20 protein-coding genes are annotated in these 18094 nt (G+C 52.7%); 8 read left to right on the top strand and 12 right to left on the bottom strand.

Features of this window, described 5'->3' with window-relative positions:
* Positions 1–3: 3 nt before the first annotated feature.
* The 7 genes from mdcE to dctP are packed head-to-tail and all read right to left on the bottom strand — an operon-like array spanning position 4 to position 6549.
* A complete protein-coding gene (mdcE, locus tag ACO0LK_RS23140; protein WP_422979269.1) occupies positions 4–714 on the bottom strand; it encodes a biotin-independent malonate decarboxylase subunit gamma in 711 nt (236 codons plus the stop codon).
* Positions 714–1631: a biotin-independent malonate decarboxylase subunit beta gene (locus ACO0LK_RS23135; RefSeq protein WP_422979267.1), complete on the bottom strand. Its 918-nt coding sequence runs from the start codon at positions 1629–1631 to the stop codon at positions 714–716. Before ACO0LK_RS23135 ends, mdcE begins: the two co-directional genes overlap by 1 nt.
* A complete protein-coding gene (gene mdcC, locus ACO0LK_RS23130; RefSeq protein ID WP_422979265.1) occupies positions 1628–1948 on the bottom strand; it encodes a malonate decarboxylase acyl carrier protein in 321 nt (106 codons plus the stop codon). The genes ACO0LK_RS23135 and mdcC overlap by 4 nt, the downstream gene beginning before the upstream one ends.
* Positions 1949–1959: 11 nt before the next feature.
* Positions 1960–3627, bottom strand: a complete 1668-nt coding sequence (mdcA, locus tag ACO0LK_RS23125) for a malonate decarboxylase subunit alpha (protein WP_422979264.1) — start codon at positions 3625–3627, stop codon at positions 1960–1962.
* Entirely contained in the window at positions 3624–4973 is a 1350-nt protein-coding gene (locus ACO0LK_RS23120; protein ID WP_186950060.1) for a TRAP transporter large permease, read from the bottom strand. Before ACO0LK_RS23120 ends, mdcA begins: the two co-directional genes overlap by 4 nt.
* Positions 4970–5524 carry a TRAP transporter small permease gene (locus ACO0LK_RS23115; protein WP_422979261.1) on the bottom strand — a complete coding sequence of 185 codons (555 nt, stop codon included), beginning with the start codon at positions 5522–5524 and terminating at the stop codon, positions 4970–4972. Before ACO0LK_RS23115 ends, ACO0LK_RS23120 begins: the two co-directional genes overlap by 4 nt.
* On the bottom strand, positions 5521–6549 hold the full coding sequence (dctP, locus tag ACO0LK_RS23110) for a TRAP transporter substrate-binding protein DctP (RefSeq protein ID WP_186950056.1): 1029 nt from the start codon (positions 6547–6549) through the stop codon (positions 5521–5523). The genes ACO0LK_RS23115 and dctP overlap by 4 nt, the downstream gene beginning before the upstream one ends.
* 197 nt (positions 6550–6746) lie before the next feature.
* Between dctP and ACO0LK_RS23105 the strand changes: the two genes are divergently transcribed.
* The 3 genes from ACO0LK_RS23105 (at position 6747) to ACO0LK_RS23095 (ending at position 8858) form a co-directional block, all read left to right on the top strand.
* Entirely contained in the window at positions 6747–7400 is a 654-nt protein-coding gene (locus ACO0LK_RS23105) for a GntR family transcriptional regulator (protein ID WP_422979259.1), read from the top strand.
* Between the two features lie 291 nt (positions 7401–7691).
* On the top strand, positions 7692–8402 hold the full coding sequence (locus ACO0LK_RS23100) for a queuosine precursor transporter (RefSeq protein ID WP_422979257.1): 711 nt from the start codon (positions 7692–7694) through the stop codon (positions 8400–8402).
* Positions 8403–8543: 141 nt separating this feature from the next.
* Positions 8544–8858: a hypothetical protein gene (locus tag ACO0LK_RS23095; RefSeq protein ID WP_422979255.1), complete on the top strand. Its 315-nt coding sequence runs from the start codon at positions 8544–8546 to the stop codon at positions 8856–8858.
* A 19-nt stretch (positions 8859–8877) separates the two neighbouring features.
* Here the strand turns inward: ACO0LK_RS23095 and ACO0LK_RS23090 are convergent, their stop codons facing one another.
* The 3 genes from ACO0LK_RS23090 to ACO0LK_RS23080 are packed head-to-tail and all read right to left on the bottom strand — an operon-like array spanning position 8878 to position 13375.
* Positions 8878–9087 (bottom strand): YgaP family membrane protein, encoded by a 210-nt coding sequence (locus tag ACO0LK_RS23090; RefSeq protein ID WP_422979253.1) that lies wholly within the window; start codon positions 9085–9087, stop codon positions 8878–8880.
* Positions 9084–12302, bottom strand: coding sequence for an efflux RND transporter permease subunit (locus ACO0LK_RS23085; protein WP_422979251.1), 3219 nt, complete (start codon positions 12300–12302; stop codon positions 9084–9086). The genes ACO0LK_RS23090 and ACO0LK_RS23085 overlap by 4 nt, the downstream gene beginning before the upstream one ends.
* An 8-nt stretch (positions 12303–12310) precedes the next feature.
* Positions 12311–13375, bottom strand: coding sequence for an efflux RND transporter periplasmic adaptor subunit (locus ACO0LK_RS23080; RefSeq protein ID WP_422979249.1), 1065 nt, complete (start codon positions 13373–13375; stop codon positions 12311–12313).
* Between the two features lie 167 nt (positions 13376–13542).
* Here ACO0LK_RS23080 and ACO0LK_RS23075 point away from each other — a divergent pair, with 167 nt between their 5' ends.
* Positions 13543–13884, top strand: a complete 342-nt coding sequence (locus ACO0LK_RS23075; RefSeq protein ID WP_422979247.1) for an ArsR/SmtB family transcription factor — start codon at positions 13543–13545, stop codon at positions 13882–13884.
* A gap of 87 nt (positions 13885–13971) precedes the next feature.
* Here the strand turns inward: ACO0LK_RS23075 and ACO0LK_RS23070 are convergent, their stop codons facing one another.
* On the bottom strand, positions 13972–14784 hold the full coding sequence (locus tag ACO0LK_RS23070; RefSeq protein WP_422979245.1) for a sulfite exporter TauE/SafE family protein: 813 nt from the start codon (positions 14782–14784) through the stop codon (positions 13972–13974).
* A gap of 185 nt (positions 14785–14969) precedes the next feature.
* On the opposite strand from ACO0LK_RS23070, the gene ACO0LK_RS23065 reads away from it, so the two are divergent.
* Together ACO0LK_RS23065 and ACO0LK_RS23060 are read left to right on the top strand one after the other, a co-directional pair.
* On the top strand, positions 14970–15830 hold the full coding sequence (locus tag ACO0LK_RS23065; RefSeq protein ID WP_422979309.1) for an MBL fold metallo-hydrolase: 861 nt from the start codon (positions 14970–14972) through the stop codon (positions 15828–15830).
* A gap of 186 nt (positions 15831–16016) precedes the next feature.
* The gene (locus ACO0LK_RS23060) at positions 16017–16502 is read left to right on the top strand and encodes a hypothetical protein (protein ID WP_422979243.1); all 486 of its coding nucleotides are present in this window, start codon (positions 16017–16019) and stop codon (positions 16500–16502) included.
* On the opposite strand, the gene ACO0LK_RS23055 is transcribed toward ACO0LK_RS23060, so the two are convergent.
* Complete coding sequence (locus ACO0LK_RS23055) at positions 16499–16693, bottom strand: hypothetical protein (RefSeq protein ID WP_422979241.1); 195 nt, start codon at positions 16691–16693, stop codon at positions 16499–16501. The two genes, ACO0LK_RS23060 and ACO0LK_RS23055, sit on opposite strands and share 4 nt — an antisense overlap.
* On the opposite strand from ACO0LK_RS23055, the gene ACO0LK_RS23050 reads away from it, so the two are divergent.
* Together ACO0LK_RS23050 and ACO0LK_RS23045 are read left to right on the top strand one after the other, a co-directional pair.
* Positions 16601–16951: a DUF4214 domain-containing protein gene (locus ACO0LK_RS23050; RefSeq protein ID WP_422979307.1), complete on the top strand. Its 351-nt coding sequence runs from the start codon at positions 16601–16603 to the stop codon at positions 16949–16951. The two genes, ACO0LK_RS23055 and ACO0LK_RS23050, sit on opposite strands and share 93 nt — an antisense overlap.
* A gap of 25 nt (positions 16952–16976) precedes the next feature.
* The gene (locus tag ACO0LK_RS23045) at positions 16977–18089 is read left to right on the top strand and encodes a 6-phosphofructokinase (protein WP_422979239.1); all 1113 of its coding nucleotides are present in this window, start codon (positions 16977–16979) and stop codon (positions 18087–18089) included.
* Positions 18090–18094 lie beyond the last annotated feature (5 nt).

Raw genomic sequence — 18094 nt, 5'->3', positions numbered from 1 at the left:
ACCTTAGTCTTCTTGTGCCTGTAGCAGTATCGCGTCTATCACCTGCTGCGCCATGCGGCGGCCACCGCGCTGCTGGCCCAGGGCGCTGCGTTGGTCACTTGCATCGGCCTGTGCCAGGGCTGTGCGCAGGCAGGCGGCAAGATCGCCGTCCCAAATTGCCTGCACACCACCCATGCGTTCATAGTTTTTTGGACCTGGGGCAAATACCGGATTATCCTGCGCCAGTTCGGTCAATCTGTCTTCTGCCACTTTGGTAATGCGTGCCATGGCGGGCAAGCCCATGACGCGTATGGTCGCTTCCGGCAAGGCATAACAGGCATCGGCCATCATGCCGCTGGTGATAAAGCCGCCAGACAGTGCCTGGTCATAGACCAGGGCAATGATCTTGTGGCCAGAATGTCTTGCCAGCTCCAGACATTTTCCCAGATGTGCCATATAGCTGTTAATGCCCAGCATTTCATCACGATGACGCAGACGCTGGCCCTGGGTGTCCACCAGCAAGAGTATCGGCCTTTGCGGAAAATCCCGCACTGTCACCAGCACGGCCTTGGCCTGCGCCAATGCAATTTCCACACCTATGGGTGTATGACTACTGGTGCCGATCACACTGATGGCCTGTCCATCGATTTTTGCTGTACCAGATATGAAATCATCCGTGACCGTGACCTGATGGCCTTGTGGAAATAATTGTCCCAGCAATTGCATGCTATCCATTATTGCCCTCCATCCGTGTCAGCATAGTAGTGCTTGTTTTGCCTGAGCCCGGCTGTCAGTTGCAGAAAAGCCTGTGTATCGAGCATGGCCAGATCTTCGGGCTGTCTGACACCCATGGCAGACCAGATGTCCATCGGTTCTTTCTTGTCGCCAAAATCTTGCAGACGTTCGCTCAGCATGCGTTGTTCTGCTTCCAGTTCAGTCAGGCTGAGTGCGGCTTCGGTGGTAGAGTACTGGTCTATAGCCTGCGCAACTGCGGCCTTGAATGCAGCATCATCGTCTGCCACCAGCATCTGGCAATCGCCCAGCAGATAGCGGTGTTTGCCACCAGTGGTACGCCATACCAGGGCGCGGTCACGTGAATCAAATTCTTCTACGCCGTTGGCGGTTTCTATAACTTCGGGGCCAGACATGGCCAGCCGCGCTTCTTCCGACATGATGATGACATTCGCGCAGCGTGAAACGATGCCCATGCCACCAAAGCAGCCATTACTGCCACCAATGACGACGATGACGGGTATGCCTGCGGCACGTACAGCCAGCAAGGCGCGCATGACTTCAGACACGGCAATCAGGCCCGCATTGGCTTCATGCAGGCGCACACCACCCGATTCTGCCAGCAGTATCAGCGCCTGTGGCTTGTGGATGACAGCAGCACGCATCAGCCCCACCAGCTTGGCACCATGCACTTCGCCGACTGCGCCGCCCATGAAGCCACCTTCCTGTGCCGCGACATAGACCTGCTTGCCATCCAGCGTACCGCGACCGATGACGACGCCATCATCAAAAGAAACCGGTGCATTCAGTTGCGGCAGATGCGGGCTGGTCCATTGTCTGGCTGGTGGCAGAAATTCTGTGAAATCGCTGATCAGTGCGGTAACTCTTTGCCTCGCACTTGCTTCCAGATAGCTGCTCATTTGTTCTGCTCCAGACAGGCTTCTATCGCCTGATCCATGCGCAGGCTGACAACAGCCGGGGTTGCGCCCATGTCGTTGATGGCAATGCGACAATCGGCCAGTTGCCAGCGCTGGTTAAAGTCGTTCATGACTGCTTGCCAGATCGCGCCAAAGCCAACCGCAGCCGTGCTGATTTCTATCTCACACGCCGATTGTAAATCCAGCGACTGCACCAGCACTTCGAGGTTGCCTGAACTGACCACGCCGACCAGTTGCGCCGGCGCCCCCAATCCCAGCTTGCGCTGTCCTTGTTCAAAGCGGTATACCAAAGTTTCCATGATGACGATCCTTACCAGTTCCTGAAACGCTTGGGTGGTTGATATAAACCGCCAGATGCACGTACCAGGTCTTTCATATTCTTTGCGGCCAGCAGATCACGCGTGGCCATGCGCTTGTCTATGCCCATGTCTTCTGCACGTTTGATAATGCCACGGTCACGCAGGTTTTCTACCATGCGTTTGTCACGTGTCAGCCCGACCGGTGTATAACCTGCGACACCGCGTATGGCCTGTTCGCGCTCTTCTTCGCTACGGCACAAGAGCAGGTTGGCAATACCTTCTTCGGTCAGGATATGGGTGACATCATCACCATAAATCATCACCGGTGGTATGGCCATATTGGCCTGTTCTGCCAGTTGCCAGGCATCGAGTTTTTCTACAAAGGCAGGTTGCATGTGTTCACGGAAAGTCTCTACCATCTGCACCACCAGTTTTTGCCCGCGCGGTATCTGATTGCTGCCTGCCCTTGCTTCACGGCCAGCTTTTAACCAGGCCGGGCTGGCATGGCGACGGCCGCGTGCATCAGCACCCATATTCGGCGCGCCACCGAAACCGGCAATACGACCCAGCGTTGCGGTCGATGAATTGCCCTGCAAATCGATTTGCAGTGTAGAACCGATGAACATATCGCAGGCATAATGCCCTGCTGCCTGCGACAGCGCACGGTTGCTGCGCATGGAACCGTCTGCACCGACAAAGAAAACATCAGGTCGGGCGCGGATATAGTCTTCCATGCCCAGCTCAGAACCAAAGGAATGCACGGATTCGACAAAGCCTGCTTCTATCGCGGGTATCAGTGCCGGGTGCGGGTTCAATGCCCAGTGGCTGGCAATCTTGCCTTTCAGACCCAGCGATGCTGCATAGGTAGGCAACAACAATTCTATCGCGGCAGTGTCAAAGCCTATGCCGTGGTTGAGACGTTTTACTTCATATTCGGCATAGATACCCTTGATGGCCATCATCGCCATCAGGACCTGTATTTCGGAAATCAAAGCCGGGTCGCGGGTGAACAATGGTTCTATGTAATGCGGTGTCGGCGCCTGCACCACAAAATCCACCCAGCCAGCGGGTATATCAACACGCGGCAGGACATCGACGATTTCATTAACCTGGGCAATCACGATGCCGGATTTGAATGCCGTAGCTTCAACTATCGTTGGTGTGTCTTCGGTATTGGGGCCGGTATACAAATTACCTGCGCGGTCAGCCGATTGTGCTGCCACAAGTGCCACCCGTGGAGTCAGGTCAACAAAGTAACGCGCATACAATTCCAGGTAAGTATGGATGGCACCGATATTCAATTTCCCGCCAGAAGCAAGCTTGGCCAGGCGTGCCGCCTGCGGGCCGGAAAAAGAAAAATCCAGCTTGCTGGCAATGCCTTTGTCAAACACATCCAGATGTTCAGGCAAGGCCAGCACGGACAACAGCATGTGCAAATCGTGAATGCGTGCTGCATCCAGTTTAGTCAGTGCCCTGGCCAGGAAATCAGCCTGTTTCTGGTTGTTTCCCTCCAGGCAAACCCGGTCGCCTGCTTCCAGTACCGCATGCAGGCAGTCGCCTATGCGCTGCTGCGGAAATAGTTTGCCCTGCAAATCATTACCCAGTACGTCGGCAGCCCTTTGCAGGCGCTGCTGGCGGTTGGTTTGCAGGGTATTCCAGCGACCGGTTGCGGTCATCATTTTGCTCCCATCAAGGCATCAGGAAATGCGGTTGCGATATGCGGGAATACACACAATAAAATCACCGCCACCAGCATCAACAACAGAAAAGGCATGACACCCCAGACGATATCCTTCAAGGGTATGTCTGGCGCGATATTCTTGATGACAAAAATATTCAGGCCCACGGGTGGATGTATCAAACCCATCTCCATGACAATGGTCATGACCACACCAAACCAGATCAGGTCAAACCCTGCCACTTTCAATGGCGGCAAGATGATGGGACACATCATCAGGATAATCGATACCGGCGGCAGGAAGAAACCAAACACCACCACCATCAGCAAGATCACCGTCAGCAACATCCATTTACTCAGATGCAGATCGACCACCCACTGCGCGGCCGACTGGCTGATATGCAGATAACTCATGACATAAGAATAGAGCAGCGACATGCCGATGATGAACAGTAGCATCGTCGATTCTTTGATAGTCGAGGTGATGAAGGGCGAAATATCTTTTGGTCGCCAGACGCCGTAGACGATGGCGATCAGCACCATCGCCAGCAAGGCACCCAGACCTGCTGTTTCGGACGGTGTGGCATAGCCGCCATACAAGGCCACCATGACACCGATGAGCAGGATGACGAAGGGCAGCACACGCGGCAGCATTTCGACTTTTTGCGCGAGTGTGAAATGCTCTTCTTCCAGATAGGCTGATTTAACGCCGCCCTGCTGGTAAGCTTGATAAGCAACTGCATACTCACGGCGTGCGCGATATACGGCATAACCGGAAAACAGAATCACCAGCAGGATACCAGGGCCTATGCCAGCCAGGAACAAGCGTCCCAGCGACTGTTCGGCAGCAACTGCATACAGGATCATGGTAATCGACGGTGGCAGCAAGATACCCAGGGTACCACCAGCAGCAATGATGCCCGCAGCAAAGCCGGGCGAATAACCACGTCTGCGCATTTCAGGGATACCGGCAGAACCAATCGCTGAACAGGTCGCAGGGGAAGAGCCAGCCATTGCCGCAAACATGGCGCAGGCGAAGACATTGGCAATACCCAGGCCACCCGGCACCTTGTGCAGCCAGGCATGGATGGCAGAATACAGGTCACGTCCGGCTGGTGACTTGCCGATGGCTGCGCCTTTTAAAATGAATAGTGGTATCGACAGCAAGGTGATCGATGCCATTTCTTCATACACATTCTGGGTAATGGTATCGAGCGATGCCGCAGGCATGAAAAAATACATGAAACCGGTGGCCACCACACCCAGCGCAAAAGCGATAGGCATGCCGGAAAACATTACGATCAGGGTCACGATGCCATATAAAACACCTAGGGTAAGCGGACTCATGCTGCCCTCCGTTTGGCAGTGATGGCAGCCAGCACCTGTACCACTATTTGCAGCGACAGCAGTGTCACGCCGGCAGCCATCATGGCATAGGGTATCCACAGCGGCGGTGCAAATGTTGACGAGGTAGTTTGTCCATCTACCCAGGCTTCATGAAACAGCGTCCAGGATTTCCAGGAAAAAAACAGGCAAAACGCCGCGCTGATGATATCCACCAGCAATAGGCGAAAGCGGTTGATGGCTGGTGGCAAGATCGATGACAGTACCTCTATGCCTATATGACCGCGATAAGACTGCACATAAGCCGCAGAAAAGAAAGTCACGCCTATCAGCATGAAGACCGAGGCTTCATCTTGCCAGTCTGTAGGTATCTTGAACAGATAACGCGTGACGACAGAATAGGTAAGGATAAAAGCCGTCAACAGCATGGCGAACATGGATATGCGCACGATGGTTTTATTGATCCATTCCAATCCTTTGGCCAGTCTGGCGACAAAGGGATGGTCTGGTACCGGAAGCCCTTTCGGGCTTGCTATTTCAAAGCCATGACTCATAACAATTTCTCCGCCAGTTTCAGCAATTTGGCGCAGTTTTCATTTTTGTCGGCATAATCCTTCCAGGCCGTGGTGCGGGCAATTGCCTGCCATTTCTTGACGGTGGCGGCATTCAGATCAACGACTTTGGCACCTTTCTTTTCATATACGGTGGCAACGGCGATATCATCCTGTTTCGCAGCCTTGATGGCGAAGGCTTCCAGCTCGGCACCCACTGTCATGATGGTGTTTTGCTGGTCTTTTGTCAGCTTGTCAAAAATCGTTTTTGACATCATCAACGGCTCAAACATATACCAGTAACTTTGACCACGACCGCTGGTCAGGAATTTGGAGACTTCTTCCAGGCGGAAAGAGATCAGCGAAGTCGACGAAGTCATGGCAGCTTCCATCGCCCCTGTCTGCATGGCGGCATAAATTTCATTCGATGGCAGCGACACCACGGCAGCACCGGCAGCTTTCAATACCAGATCGACTTCGCGTGAACCACCGCGTATCTTCATGCCCTTGACATCATCCGGGTCCACCACGGCCTTGGTGCGTGATGCCACACCACCCGCCTGCCAGATCCAGCTGACGACAACGATGCCCTTGTCCAGCAAGAGTTTATTGAGTTCCTTGCCGACTTCGGCATTCTTCCAGGCGGCACCGACTTCATACGATGGCACCAGGCCCGGCATGAGGCCGATATTCACTTCTGGCACCTCACCACCGGCATACGACAAGGGTACCAGGGACAGATCCAGGGCCCCCTTGCGCATGGATGAGAATTGCGCATTGGTCTTCATCAGTGAAGAACCGGGATAGATTTCAAACTTCAGGCTGCCATTGCTGCGCTTTTGCACTTCTGCGGCAAACATGCGGCACAGACGGTCACGAAAATCGCCCTCTTCCAACGTACCACCAGGAAATTGATGGGAAATTTTCAGCGTCGTGGCTTGTGCCCACGCAGTCAAGGGTGACCATGCTGCGGCCAATGGGGCAAGACTCAGGGCTTGTAAGACTGTTCTTCTCTTCAGTTGCGACATGATGACTCCTAAGGTTTTGTGGATGAAACATCTCGTTTTGGCAAAATTCTGTCCCTTGCCCTGTGTCTTGCATATTTTGCCAGAATTTCTTCTGTGTATGCTTTTTTAATCTTCTTGTATACAAGATCTTATATTTTGCATTCAAAGTCAACTTGAATATATACTGGCTACATGATTTATATTGATGTACCAAAAAAATGAAAAACCGTTCCGCCAGCCTGCGAGAAGAAATTGAAGAATTGATAGCAACAGGACAACTCCAGCCTGGTCATCATCTCGATGAAACCGAGCTGGCAGAACAATTTGGTGTATCCCGCACACCGATACGTGAAGCCCTGATACAACTGGCTTCCATGGGCATTATAGAAATGCGTCCACGACGTGGTGCCCAGGTGGCAACCATCAGCCCACAACAACTTGTGGAAATGTTTGAAGTCATGGCCGAATTTGAAGCCATGTGCGGACGTATGGCAGCACGCCGCATGTCAAAACAGGAACAGGCCGATTTAAAAACCGCCCATGAAGCCTGCAAGGATGCGCGTGATGCCGAAGACCCTGACGAATATTTTTACAAGAATGAAGTCTTTCACTACCTGATTTATCAGGGTAGCCACAATGATTTCCTGGCGACACAGGCCATGAACCTGCACCGTCGCCTGCGCCCTTACCGGCGCCTGCAATTGCGCGTGCGTGACCGCATCGCCAATTCTTACAATGAACATGATGGAGTAGTGCAAGCCATCTTGCAGGGCGAAGCCGAGATGACCGCGAATTTATTGCGCGGCCATATCATGATACAGGGCCAGCGCTTTGCTGATCTGATCGCTTCGCTGCCACGCGTGGCAAACTGAAACTTCAGCCGCATCTACAGGGTTTTGCCGGATCATCGCAACTGGTAGAAACTTTAGTCGACCCTCTGATGTTCAACTCGGCATTGAATTGCACCAGCTTGATGCAGAAGTATTGATCACCAGCTATTTTCCAACACATCCTTTACAAATCTTTTGCTGCAGATTGACAAGCCTGATCGGCTTGCCAGATGATTCTGAAGGCTTGCAGGCAGGATTGCCCGTCTTGCTTTATATTAGCCAGCGAGTTCTTTATTCAAGTTTTCATTTCTTGCTTTGATCAGGACAATCCCTATGACACGCCCACTTGGCAGTTATAAATACTATGATTTTGTAATGGCGGCATTCGTCACGGTATTGCTGTGTTCGAACCTGATCGGTGCGGCCAAGGCGGCCCAGGTGACCCTGCCGATACTGGGCACGGTGACATTTGGGGCGGGTGTACTGTTTTTCCCTGTGTCGTATATTTTTGGCGACATCCTGACTGAAGTATATGGCTATGGCCGCGACCGGCGCGTGATCTGGGCAGGGTTTGGGGCACTGCTGTTTGCTGCCGTGATGTCCATCGTCGTGCTGTCGCTGACACCGGCAGCAGACCCGTTCAATACCGAATACCAGACGCATCTGAATGCCGTCTTTGGCAATACCCCCAGGATCATCCTTGGTTCCATTACCGCATTCTGGTGCGGCAGCTTTGTGAACAGTTATGTGATGGCGAAGATGAAGGTGGCCATGCAAGGCAAGCAGTTATGGATGCGCACCATAGGTTCCACCATATGTGGTGAATTTGTCGATTCCAGCCTGTTTTATGTGATTGCCTTTTATGGCATCTGGTCAAACAGTCAGTTAATCACTGTCATGGTGGCGCAATATATTTTGAAAACCGGCTGGGAAGTCGTGATGACGCCGGTGACCTACAAAGTCGTGGCTTTCTTGAAACGCATAGAAAACGAAGACTATTACGACAACGATACCAATTTCACACCCTTCCGCCTGAAGGTATGAAGCGTGAAACAATTCAGCAAATAATTTCACCATGGAAAAATTGGTTTAATCACAATTAAACCAATTTAGCTGCAATTTCTAAAGTTTTACACAATTTTACCGTTCTAAGTGTGAAGAGTCATATTCGCAAGCACTTAGGCCATGTTTCCATTAAAAGTATTCCGACTGTTTGAGCAGGCAGCAGAAACGCCGCAAAACACCACACAGCAACGTCGTCAAACAGCCGCAACTACGCAGGCGAGTGGTGGTGCGACTAGTGAGGCTGATGAAAGTACCTGGCCAGATGTGGATCGTCGTCAGACCGATGGTAGACGCCGTGCCGACCGTCGCGAAAAACAGCATGCCATTTTACTGAATACTCGCAAATTGCAAGGCAGACGCAAAGACCCGGGACGGCGCCTGGAAGACAAACTGGCAGCGCCGAATTCGCGTATTCATTTTTCCATCAAAGGTTAGGCCAGCTGTTCCAAGGCGCTTAGTTACCAGAACGCACGCCCAGCCTGCGCAAAATACTTTCCATCAGGCACCACTTGGTAATGCCACTCTGCAATAAATTAATTCCTACAAAAGCCGTAAAAGCCAGCCACCACTGATTCACAAACAGCGGGCTGCCGGGTATGCCCAGTGCCAGGCTCAGGAGGATGAAGCAACCTGCAACGATACGAACGATTTGCCAGCTAGTCATGATGAAGCTCCTTGTTGAAAATCAGGGTGGTTTTGGTGGTTTTTGTAGGCGCTGTAATACAGCAGCGGTATCACCACCAGAGTCAGCAAGGTGGATACCAAAATACCAAAAATCAGCGAGATGGCCAGGCCATTAAAGATGGGGTCATCGAGAATGAAGAAGGCACCCAGCATGGCTGCCAAACCGGTCAGCGCAATTGGCTGCGCACGCGTGATGGCCGAACTGACTATGGCATCCTTAAATGCCATGCCGGCAGCCACCTGCACATGAATAAAATCCACCAGCAAGATAGAGTTTCTGACGATGATGCCTGCCAGGGCGATCATGCCTATCATGCTGGTAGCCGTATATTGCGCGCCCAGCAAGGCATGGCCAGGCATGACGCCGATGATAGTCAAGGGTATCGGTGCCATGATGATCAGCGGTGTCAGGTAAGAGCCGAATTGCGCTACAACCAGCAGGTAAATCAATACCAGGCCCACTGCATAGGCAGCACCCATGTCGCGGAAGGTTTCGTAGGTAATCTTCCATTCACCATCCCATTTCAGGCTGAAATCGCGATACGGATCAGACGGAGTATGGATAAAGAATTCCTTGAGCTTGCCACCATCGGGGGCGATGATTTTTGCAATGTCGCTGCGCATGGCAAACATGCCGTATAGCGGGCTGTCTATCGCACCTGCCATGTCGGCAACAACGTAATTGACGGGCAAGCCATCTTTGTGAAACAGCGCCTGCTCGCGCAGGGTGTCAGAAATAATTACCAGCTCACGCACAGGTACCAGCTTCCCTTGCGCCGACATGACACTCAGGCTTAACAGGCTATCCAGATTGCCTTGTTCAGTCACTGGCAATTGCAACTGAATAGCGGTCGCATATTTACTTTCATCATGCAGATAGCTGGCTGCATCACCATGCAGGCCGGCAGGCAAGGTGGTGACGATTGCCGATTGACTGATACCAAGTGCAGCCGCCTTGCGCTGGTCTATCAGCAGGATTTTTCTTGGTGCATTGATGATACTGCTGTCATCAACATCGACCACACCGGCCGTCTTGTTAAATACTTCGCGTACTGCCTTGGCAACTTGCTGCCGTCCGTCATCGGTCGGGCCATAAATTTCTGCAACAATGGCTGACTGTACTGGCGGGCCGGGTGGCACTTCCACTACTTTGACATTGGCAGAAAAACGTTGACCGATTTCCTGTAAGGCCGGACGCAAACGGCTGGCGATAGCATGGCTTTGTTCACTGCGATGATGCTTGTCCACCAGGTTGACCTGCAAGTCACCGACATCACCACCAGAGCGCAAATAATACTGGCGCACTAGGCCATTGAAATTGATGGGTGCGGCAAGACCGACATAAGCCTGGTAGTCAGCTACCTCTGGAACTCTGGAGAGGTAAGCGCCAAGCTCACGCAATACCGCCGCTGTTTTTTCTACTGGCGTACCGGCTGGCATATCGACCACGACCTGGAATTCTGACTTGTTATCGAACGGCAGCATCTTCAATTGCACTAAACCGATTACCGGCAAGGCAACTGAAATGGCAATCAGTGCAAAGATGAACAGCGTAAGCTTCCAGCCATTCACCCTAGCCTTGCCTTCATCAAGAAAAGGACGAAATACACGCTGGAATAACACGCCCAGTTTTTTCTGCAATTTACTTTCATGCCCATCATGAGCCTGCTTCATCCAGATACGTGCCAGCCAGGGTGTGACGATGAAAGCAATAGCCAGCGACAGCAACATGCCCATGCTGGCATTGATGGGAATGGGACTCATATACGGCCCCATCAGACCACTGACGAATGCCATGGGCAGCAATGCGGCAATCACTGTCAGTGTCGCCAGTATGGTGGGGCCACCAACTTCATCGACAGCAGCAGGTATGATTTCTGTCAGCGACTTATCTGGAAACAAAGCCTGATGTCGGTGTATGTTTTCGACGACGACAATGGCATCGTCGACCAGTATGCCTATGGAAAAAATCAGGGCGAACAGGGATACGCGATTAAGCGTAAAACCCCAGGCCCAGGAGGCAAACAGGGTTACGGTCAAGGTCAATATAACCGCCGTGCCGACAATCGCGGCTTCGCGTCGCCCCAACGCAATGAATACCAGCGCCACTACAGACAAAGTGGCAAACAATAATTTCTGTATGAGTTTTTTGGCCTTGTCGTCAGCCGTCTGGCCATAATTGCGGGTGATGCTGACTTCCACACCTTCCGGTATGACGGTATTGCGTAACTCTGCAACGCGCTGTTTGACGGCATCGGCAACGGTCACTGCATTCTGTCCCGGTTGTTTGCTGATGGCGATGGTCACTGCCGGATATTCCCCAGCCTCTTTGCCGACCTGGCCATGCCATACAAAAGTACTGGTTGGCAGCGGGCCATCGACCACGGTGGCAACGTCGCTCATGAAGATGGGCTTGCCTGCCCTGACACCAACCACGACTTCAGACACTGCCTGTGCATCATGCAGAAAGGGACCGGCGTCGATGGCAATACTTTGATTTGCACGCGTCAGCTCGCCAACTGGCAAACCCAGATTGACGACCTGCAGACTGTTTTGCAAATCCATGACGGTCAGGCCATTTGCCGCCAGTCTGGTGGGATCAAGTTCTATATTGATGGCACGGCCAGGACCGCCTATGGTGCTGATCTCACGCGTGCCTTTTACACGTTTGAGTTCGGCTTCCATGCTGTGGGCGACACGTTCCAGATCATAGGCTGCGCTGTGCGGATTCTTGCTCCATAAAGTCAAGGCAACAACAGGCACATCGTCAATGCCCTTTGGTTTGACGATGGCCTCCAGCGTGCCCAGCTTTGCCGGGAACCAGTCACGGTTGCTGTGTACCACATCGTACAGACGCACCAATGCTTCGGTGCGTGACACGCCGACTTCAAATTGCACGGTCATGACAGCCATGCCTGGCCGTGATACCGACAGCACATGTTCGACATTGGCGATTTGTCCCAGCACCTGTTCTGCCGGTATTGCCACCTGCTGCTCCACCTGCTTGACGGATGCGCCAGGGAAGGGAATCAGCACATTCGCCATCGTCACATTGATTTGCGGTTCTTCTTCACGCGGCGTGACAATAACGGCAAATATGCCGAGCAAAAATGCCAGCAGAGCCAGCAAGGGTGTGATTTGTGCCGTCTGGAAAAATTGCGCAATGCGGCCTGAATATCCCAATTGTTTTACCATGGCCATCCTTATCGCGACAGCACAGCAGCCAAAGGAGAAAGCGCCACTTTTTCACCGGCAGCAACACCTGCCAGCACTTCCTGTTCGTTGCCGACGACGGGACCAGGCTTGATCTGTCTGAGCATGGCCTTGCCTTGCGAATTCACTACATACACTGCATACAACTCGGCACGACGCACCACTGCTTTGGCCGGTACATACAGACGTGCATTATCGTCCTTGCCCAATGTCTGCGCCGGCAATTGCAGGCGAGCAAACATGCCAGGAGCCAGTCCACTGATAGCTGGCAGATCAATTCGCAATTGCACCGTATGCGTACCGGCGTCCGTCACCGGCAGCACGGTAAGCCTGTCAACTTTGATATGTCGAATCGCAGCAGGCAGTCCAGGTATTTCTACCATTATCGATTCGCCTTTTGACAGATTGACGAGTTGCGCTTCGGGCAGGGTTGCGGTCACGCGCAAGGCACCCGGATCGAATACTGTCATCAGTGATTTACCGGGCGTCACCATATCGCCCTGACTGATATAGACATCTGCGATGCGGCCTGCGTAGGGTGCTGTCAGCGTGTAGAAGCCCGACTGTGTCTGCACCGCGCCAGCCTGCGCGATGAGCGCGCTGGCATCAGCGGTGGCCGACTTGAATTGCGCATCAGCACGATCAAGTTGAGCCTGACTGATGTACTGACGGGCAAATAACTGTTTCTGGCGCTCAAAGTCCTTACTTGCCAGTTGCAGGCTGGCGCGTGCCGCTTCTACCTGCGCCTGGCTGGCATGCGCCTGCTGACTTGCCGCACGCGCATCCAGACGCACCAGTACCTGTCCCGCTTTCATGCTGTCACCAGCCTTGACTGGCAAATCGGTAATCCCCCCCGATACCTGTGCAGCAATCACGGTCTGCCGGACAGCTTCGACAACGCCATCGGCGGTGATACTGCTGGCATTGCGGCTGCTTCTCACCCCGGCCACCTCCAGGTCTGTCGCAGCAACTTGCAGCGCAAGAAAGATTCCACAGAAAGCAAGTACTTGCTTCAATATGAAAGGTATCGATGGAGTCAAGAATCTGGGAGTCATGGACAAGGCTCATTAAAAAAATGGCACCTTTTTTTAAATTCTTTTTACCGGTACCATGAGCGCATAATATGCTTATTTGCGCAATTACGCAAATAGTAAATTAAGCATGGGAAATCCTCATCAGTCGGGGTATGATAGGAACATTCCCCACTATTACATTGATTGCTATGGACGGATTATCTGATCAGGCATTGATACAGATTGCCCATTATTTCTCAGCCCTGGCTGAACCAACCCGTTTGCGCATTCTTAATTGTCTGCGTGAAAAAGAACATAATGTCGGCGAACTGGCAGACCGTTGCGCCTGCTCGCAGGCGAATGTCTCGCGACATCTGTCTACACTGGCCAAGCATGGCCTGGTTGGGCGTGAAGGTCGTGGTACTTCGGTGTATTACCATATTGCCGACGAATCAATTTATGCCTTGTGTGATCTGGTATGTGGCAATGTCGCACGCCAGTTGGAATCTCAGGCTGCCTTGCTCAATGGCAGCCGCACGGGCACCGGCTGACTGTTTAACTATTTAACTGTTTAACTGTTTAACTGTTTAACTAATAATCAGGACTTACACTGTTGCCGTTGTTTTGCGTAAGTTCTGTTAATTTACTACGCGGTAAAACAGGCTGGCGGCCACACATGCCAACAAACAAATGAAAATAATTTGCACCTGATGCGGCGGAAGCCGGACGGCAATGCGTCGCGCTGCCACCATGCCACCGACCGTCGTGATCACGAAAAAAGCCGACAAGGTCAGCGGCAAGCTGGCACCACTCAGCAAGGCCGACCCCACCCCCATGCTACCTACCAGGCTGACCACCAGCAACGAGGTAGCGACCGCCACATGCATGCTGGCATTGGTGTAATGCCTGAGCATGGGAACGATGACGAAACCACCGCCCACACCCAGCAAACCCGTCATGAAGCCGGAGACAGCACCAATCGAGGCAATCACCGCCCCGGTCTTGAAAGACCATTCAAAGCGCCCCGTGCTGCTATTGATATGTGCCAGCGCAGAACGCGGGCCATCTGCATTGTCCGGTGTACGCAATTGCAGCACCAGACGCACGGCGACAGCACACAGGATCAGGGCAAAGGCCAGCATCAGCCATTGTTGTGACAGACGATGGGCAAGCTGCACGCCCAGCAATGTAGGCAGGCTGCCAGCCACCGCCATCAGCATCGCGGCACGGTAGCGCACCAGCTTGCGGTACAAGCCTTCAATGGCACCGATGGCAGCAGCCGCACTGACTGCCAGCAAGGCAACCGGCATGGCTTGCTGCATGCTCCAGCCCTGGGCGTAGACCAGGGCCGGTACCGCCAGGATACCGCCCCCCGCCCCTGTTAAACCCATGATCAGGCCGACCACGGCACCAATCAGGATAACGATGAAATCAGTCAGCGATAGCAGCATACAGGCTCGCAATCAAAAAAATAGCGCTAGTGTAGTCCTTGCTGCCCGGCTCGTCGAGTGAACCTCGCTTGAGATTGTTCATGAGATTGTTCACGAGATTGCGCAAGAGAGTTCCCATACAAGACGATATCAATTTCACCAACATCTTTGCTATCATCAATACATCACGCAAAACCGGGCTCGCCATGAAACCGCATATACAAAGCTTCTTCGATACCCAGACCTGCACTGCGACCCATGTCGTCTTTGATGAAGCTGGCGGCCATGCGGCCGTGATTGATCCTGTACTCAATTACGAACCAAAATCTGGCCGCACCAAAACCCAGTCTGCCGATCAGGTGCTGGAATTTCTTCAGGCACAGCAGTTGCAACTGCAATGGATACTGGAAACCCATGCCCATGCCGATCACCTGTCTGCGGCGCAATACATCAGACAACAGGCCGGCGGTACGATCGCCATCGGTCAGCACATCAGCCAGGTGCAAGAGGCATTCAAATCCCTGTTCAATCTGGAGCCGGCATTCGCCGTCGATGGTTCACAATTCGACCATCTGTTTGTCGACAATGAAGATTTTTTTATCGGCAAACTGAGGGCCCGTGCTTTGCTTGTACCGGGGCATACACCGGCAGACATGGCTTACCATATTGTTGACAGCATTTTCGTCGGCGATACCCTGTTCATGCCGGACGTGGGTACGGCACGCTGCGATTTCCCTGGTGGTGATGCCACACAGTTATACCATTCCATACACAGGCTGCTGGCCTATCCACCAGAGACACAGCTGTTTCTGTGTCACGACTACCCGCCTGCCGGACGCGAGGTCTGTACACACACCAGCGTTGCCAGACAAAAAGCAGAAAATATCCATATACGCGACGGCGTCAGCGAATCCGACTTTGTGGCTTTACGCCAGAAGCGCGACAGTGGCCTGGAAATGCCTTATCTGCTGATACCGGCAATACAAGTCAATATACGTGCCGGCACTCTGCCTGAAGCAGAAAGCAACGGCATACGCTATCTGAAAATTCCCTTGAATGCCATGTAAATGCCATGTAAATGCACAGTCTGGAATGCGGTATCCGCATTACTACCTGACACCTGTACCTCCACCTGACAGTTGTCACACTTCCTTGTGACTTCAGTGATATCATTTCAAACAATAACTTTCAGGCAACTATCATCAAGATAACTGGCATCGCACATGCAATCTCACTAAAGGCAAAGGGTAGCAATGGCAAACATCAAAGTAAGCGGTCAGGGTCTGTTTTTTTCTGCCCCATACAGCACGGCAATCAGTTTTGTCCAAAACCGGGAATCAGGTAGCTTCACCAGCAACGTGCTGCAAACGCAGTGGACGGGTATTAACCTGAGTTATAACAGCACTGAAGCGGCTCCTGTTGGTGGCACCCTGACCTCATTTTCCGTCAGAAACGGGCAAGGCGTCGAACAATTCAGTATCACTGGTGCAAATTACCAGATACAGCCAGGTGATGACTTGAACAAATCCGTTGATGTCTTCGCCAGAATAGTGGCTGGCAATGACAACTGGACAGGCACCAGCGGCAGCGAACTATTCATACTGGGCGTCGGCAATGACAGCTTCGATGGTGGTGCCGGACTGGACACCTTGTTGATACAGAATGTATCGAACTACTTTTCCATCAATCAACAAAAAATGGCTTCACTATCACCATCAATGCACCAGGTTGGGCTTTAAATGGCCAGGTTGATACCCTGGTCAATGTAGAACGCCTGCAATTTAACGACAAGATCGTAGCGCTGGATCTGGATGGCAATGCTGGTCAGGCCTATCGTCTGTATCAGGCGGCCTTCAATCGCACGCCTGATAAAGCTGGTCTGGGATACTGGATAGGTCAACTCGACAAGGGGGCAGAAAGTCTGAGCCATGCCGCAGCAGGATTTGTGAATTCCGCAGAATTCAAACAAATGTATGGCACAAATATTTCAGACAACATGTTTTTGACTGCGCTGTATAACAATGTCTTGCATCGCAATCCTGATCAGGCAGGTTTCAATTACTGGAATGGCCGCGTTGCAGCTGGCATGACACGTCCGGATATTCTTGCCAGTTTCAGCGAAAGCACGGAAAACATTGCCCAGGTCATCGGACAGATTTCTCATGGAATCGAGTATATTCCTTTCTGATAAACCTCAGACTCTCAGGAAAACCATGTCCGCATCCATCAAACGCATTGCCATCAGCACCGGTGGCGGCGATGCGCCTGGCCTGAATGCCGTCATACGTTCGGTGGTACTGGCGGCAGAGCAAAGGGGGTGGGCATGTTTTGGCATACGTGAAGGCTTCAACGGCATCTTGCTGCCGGAGCGCTATCCGCACAATGGGGTGGTGCGTCTGACCATCGATCAGGTGCGTGGCATAGGGCATCTGGGTGGCACGATATTGGGAACCACCAATCATGGCAATCCCCTGAAGTTTGCAACCACCATGCCGGACGGCAGCGTGCAAGAGGTCGACCGCAGCGCAGACATCCATCATTACCTGAAACAGATGGATATCGACGCCCTCATCTGTGTAGGCGGCGATGGCACCCTGACCATAGCCCACGCGCTGCATCAGCAAGGCTTGCGGGTAGTCGGTGTGCCCAAGACCATAGATAATGATCTGGACAAAACCTTCACCACGTTTGGTTTTGATACGGCTGTTTCATTTGCCACCGAATGTGTGGACAGGCTGCACAGCACAGCCGAAAGCCACCAGCGCATCATGGTAGTGGAAGTGATGGGACGTTATGCCGGCTGGATTGCCCTGCATACTGGTATTGCGGCCAATGCACACGCCATTGTGATACCGGAAATTCCGTACGATGCAGAAAAAATAGCTGCCATGATACGCAACCGCGATATCAATGGCAGGCATTATTCCATTGTGCTGGCAGCAGAAGGCGCTACACCGCTCGGTGGCCAGCATGCATTGCAGGCAAGCGCCAGTAGCGGCTATGTGGAAAGACTGGGCGGCATTGGCGACCAGTTGGCGCATGACTTGCAGAGACTGACCGGCAAGGAAGCTCGCTCGGTGGTTCTGGGGCATTTATTGCGCGGTGGCAGTCCGACAGCATTTGACCGCCTGTCAGCCATGCGCTTTGGTGCAGCGGCCGTACGTGCACTGGACGAAGGTCATTCCGGCATCATGGTGGCACTGGCTTTTCCGAATGTAAATTATGTCGCACTGGAAGAAGTGGCGGGCCGCATGAAGGCCGTACCGATGGACAGTGATACCCTGCAAACCGGAAGAGACATCGGTATCTGCCTGGGTGATAACTGATTCTA

The organism is Undibacterium sp. Ji49W (assembly GCF_049340205.1).
Classification (GTDB): Bacteria; Pseudomonadota; Gammaproteobacteria; order Burkholderiales; family Burkholderiaceae_D; genus Undibacterium.
The sequence above is the reverse complement of the archived record's forward strand: the minus strand, read 5'-3'. Positions and strand labels throughout refer to the sequence as shown.

Coding starts and splice junctions, on each gene's coding strand:
- ACO0LK_RS23075 (WP_422979247.1), top strand. CDS start 13,543: ATGGACGGATTATCTGATCAGGCATTGATACAGATTGCCCATTATTTC.
- ACO0LK_RS23120 (WP_186950060.1), bottom strand. CDS start 4,973: ATGAGTCCGCTTACCCTAGGTGTTTTATATGGCATCGTGACCCTGATC.
- ACO0LK_RS23065 (WP_422979309.1), top strand. CDS start 14,970: ATGAAACCGCATATACAAAGCTTCTTCGATACCCAGACCTGCACTGCG.
- ACO0LK_RS23085 (WP_422979251.1), bottom strand. CDS start 12,302: ATGGTAAAACAATTGGGATATTCAGGCCGCATTGCGCAATTTTTCCAG.
- ACO0LK_RS23090 (WP_422979253.1), bottom strand. CDS start 9,087: ATGACTAGCTGGCAAATCGTTCGTATCGTTGCAGGTTGCTTCATCCTC.
- ACO0LK_RS23060 (WP_422979243.1), top strand. CDS start 16,017: ATGGCAAACATCAAAGTAAGCGGTCAGGGTCTGTTTTTTTCTGCCCCA.
- mdcC (WP_422979265.1), bottom strand. CDS start 1,948: ATGGAAACTTTGGTATACCGCTTTGAACAAGGACAGCGCAAGCTGGGA.
- ACO0LK_RS23095 (WP_422979255.1), top strand. CDS start 8,544: ATGTTTCCATTAAAAGTATTCCGACTGTTTGAGCAGGCAGCAGAAACG.
- ACO0LK_RS23135 (WP_422979267.1), bottom strand. CDS start 1,631: ATGAGCAGCTATCTGGAAGCAAGTGCGAGGCAAAGAGTTACCGCACTG.
- mdcE (WP_422979269.1), bottom strand. CDS start 714: ATGGATAGCATGCAATTGCTGGGACAATTATTTCCACAAGGCCATCAG.
- mdcA (WP_422979264.1), bottom strand. CDS start 3,627: ATGATGACCGCAACCGGTCGCTGGAATACCCTGCAAACCAACCGCCAG.
- dctP (WP_186950056.1), bottom strand. CDS start 6,549: ATGTCGCAACTGAAGAGAAGAACAGTCTTACAAGCCCTGAGTCTTGCC.
- ACO0LK_RS23070 (WP_422979245.1), bottom strand. CDS start 14,784: ATGCTGCTATCGCTGACTGATTTCATCGTTATCCTGATTGGTGCCGTG.
- ACO0LK_RS23055 (WP_422979241.1), bottom strand. CDS start 16,693: ATGGCTCAGACTTTCTGCCCCCTTGTCGAGTTGACCTATCCAGTATCC.
- ACO0LK_RS23080 (WP_422979249.1), bottom strand. CDS start 13,375: ATGACTCCCAGATTCTTGACTCCATCGATACCTTTCATATTGAAGCAA.
- ACO0LK_RS23100 (WP_422979257.1), top strand. CDS start 7,692: ATGACACGCCCACTTGGCAGTTATAAATACTATGATTTTGTAATGGCG.
- ACO0LK_RS23115 (WP_422979261.1), bottom strand. CDS start 5,524: ATGAGTCATGGCTTTGAAATAGCAAGCCCGAAAGGGCTTCCGGTACCA.
- ACO0LK_RS23105 (WP_422979259.1), top strand. CDS start 6,747: ATGAAAAACCGTTCCGCCAGCCTGCGAGAAGAAATTGAAGAATTGATA.
- ACO0LK_RS23045 (WP_422979239.1), top strand. CDS start 16,977: ATGTCCGCATCCATCAAACGCATTGCCATCAGCACCGGTGGCGGCGAT.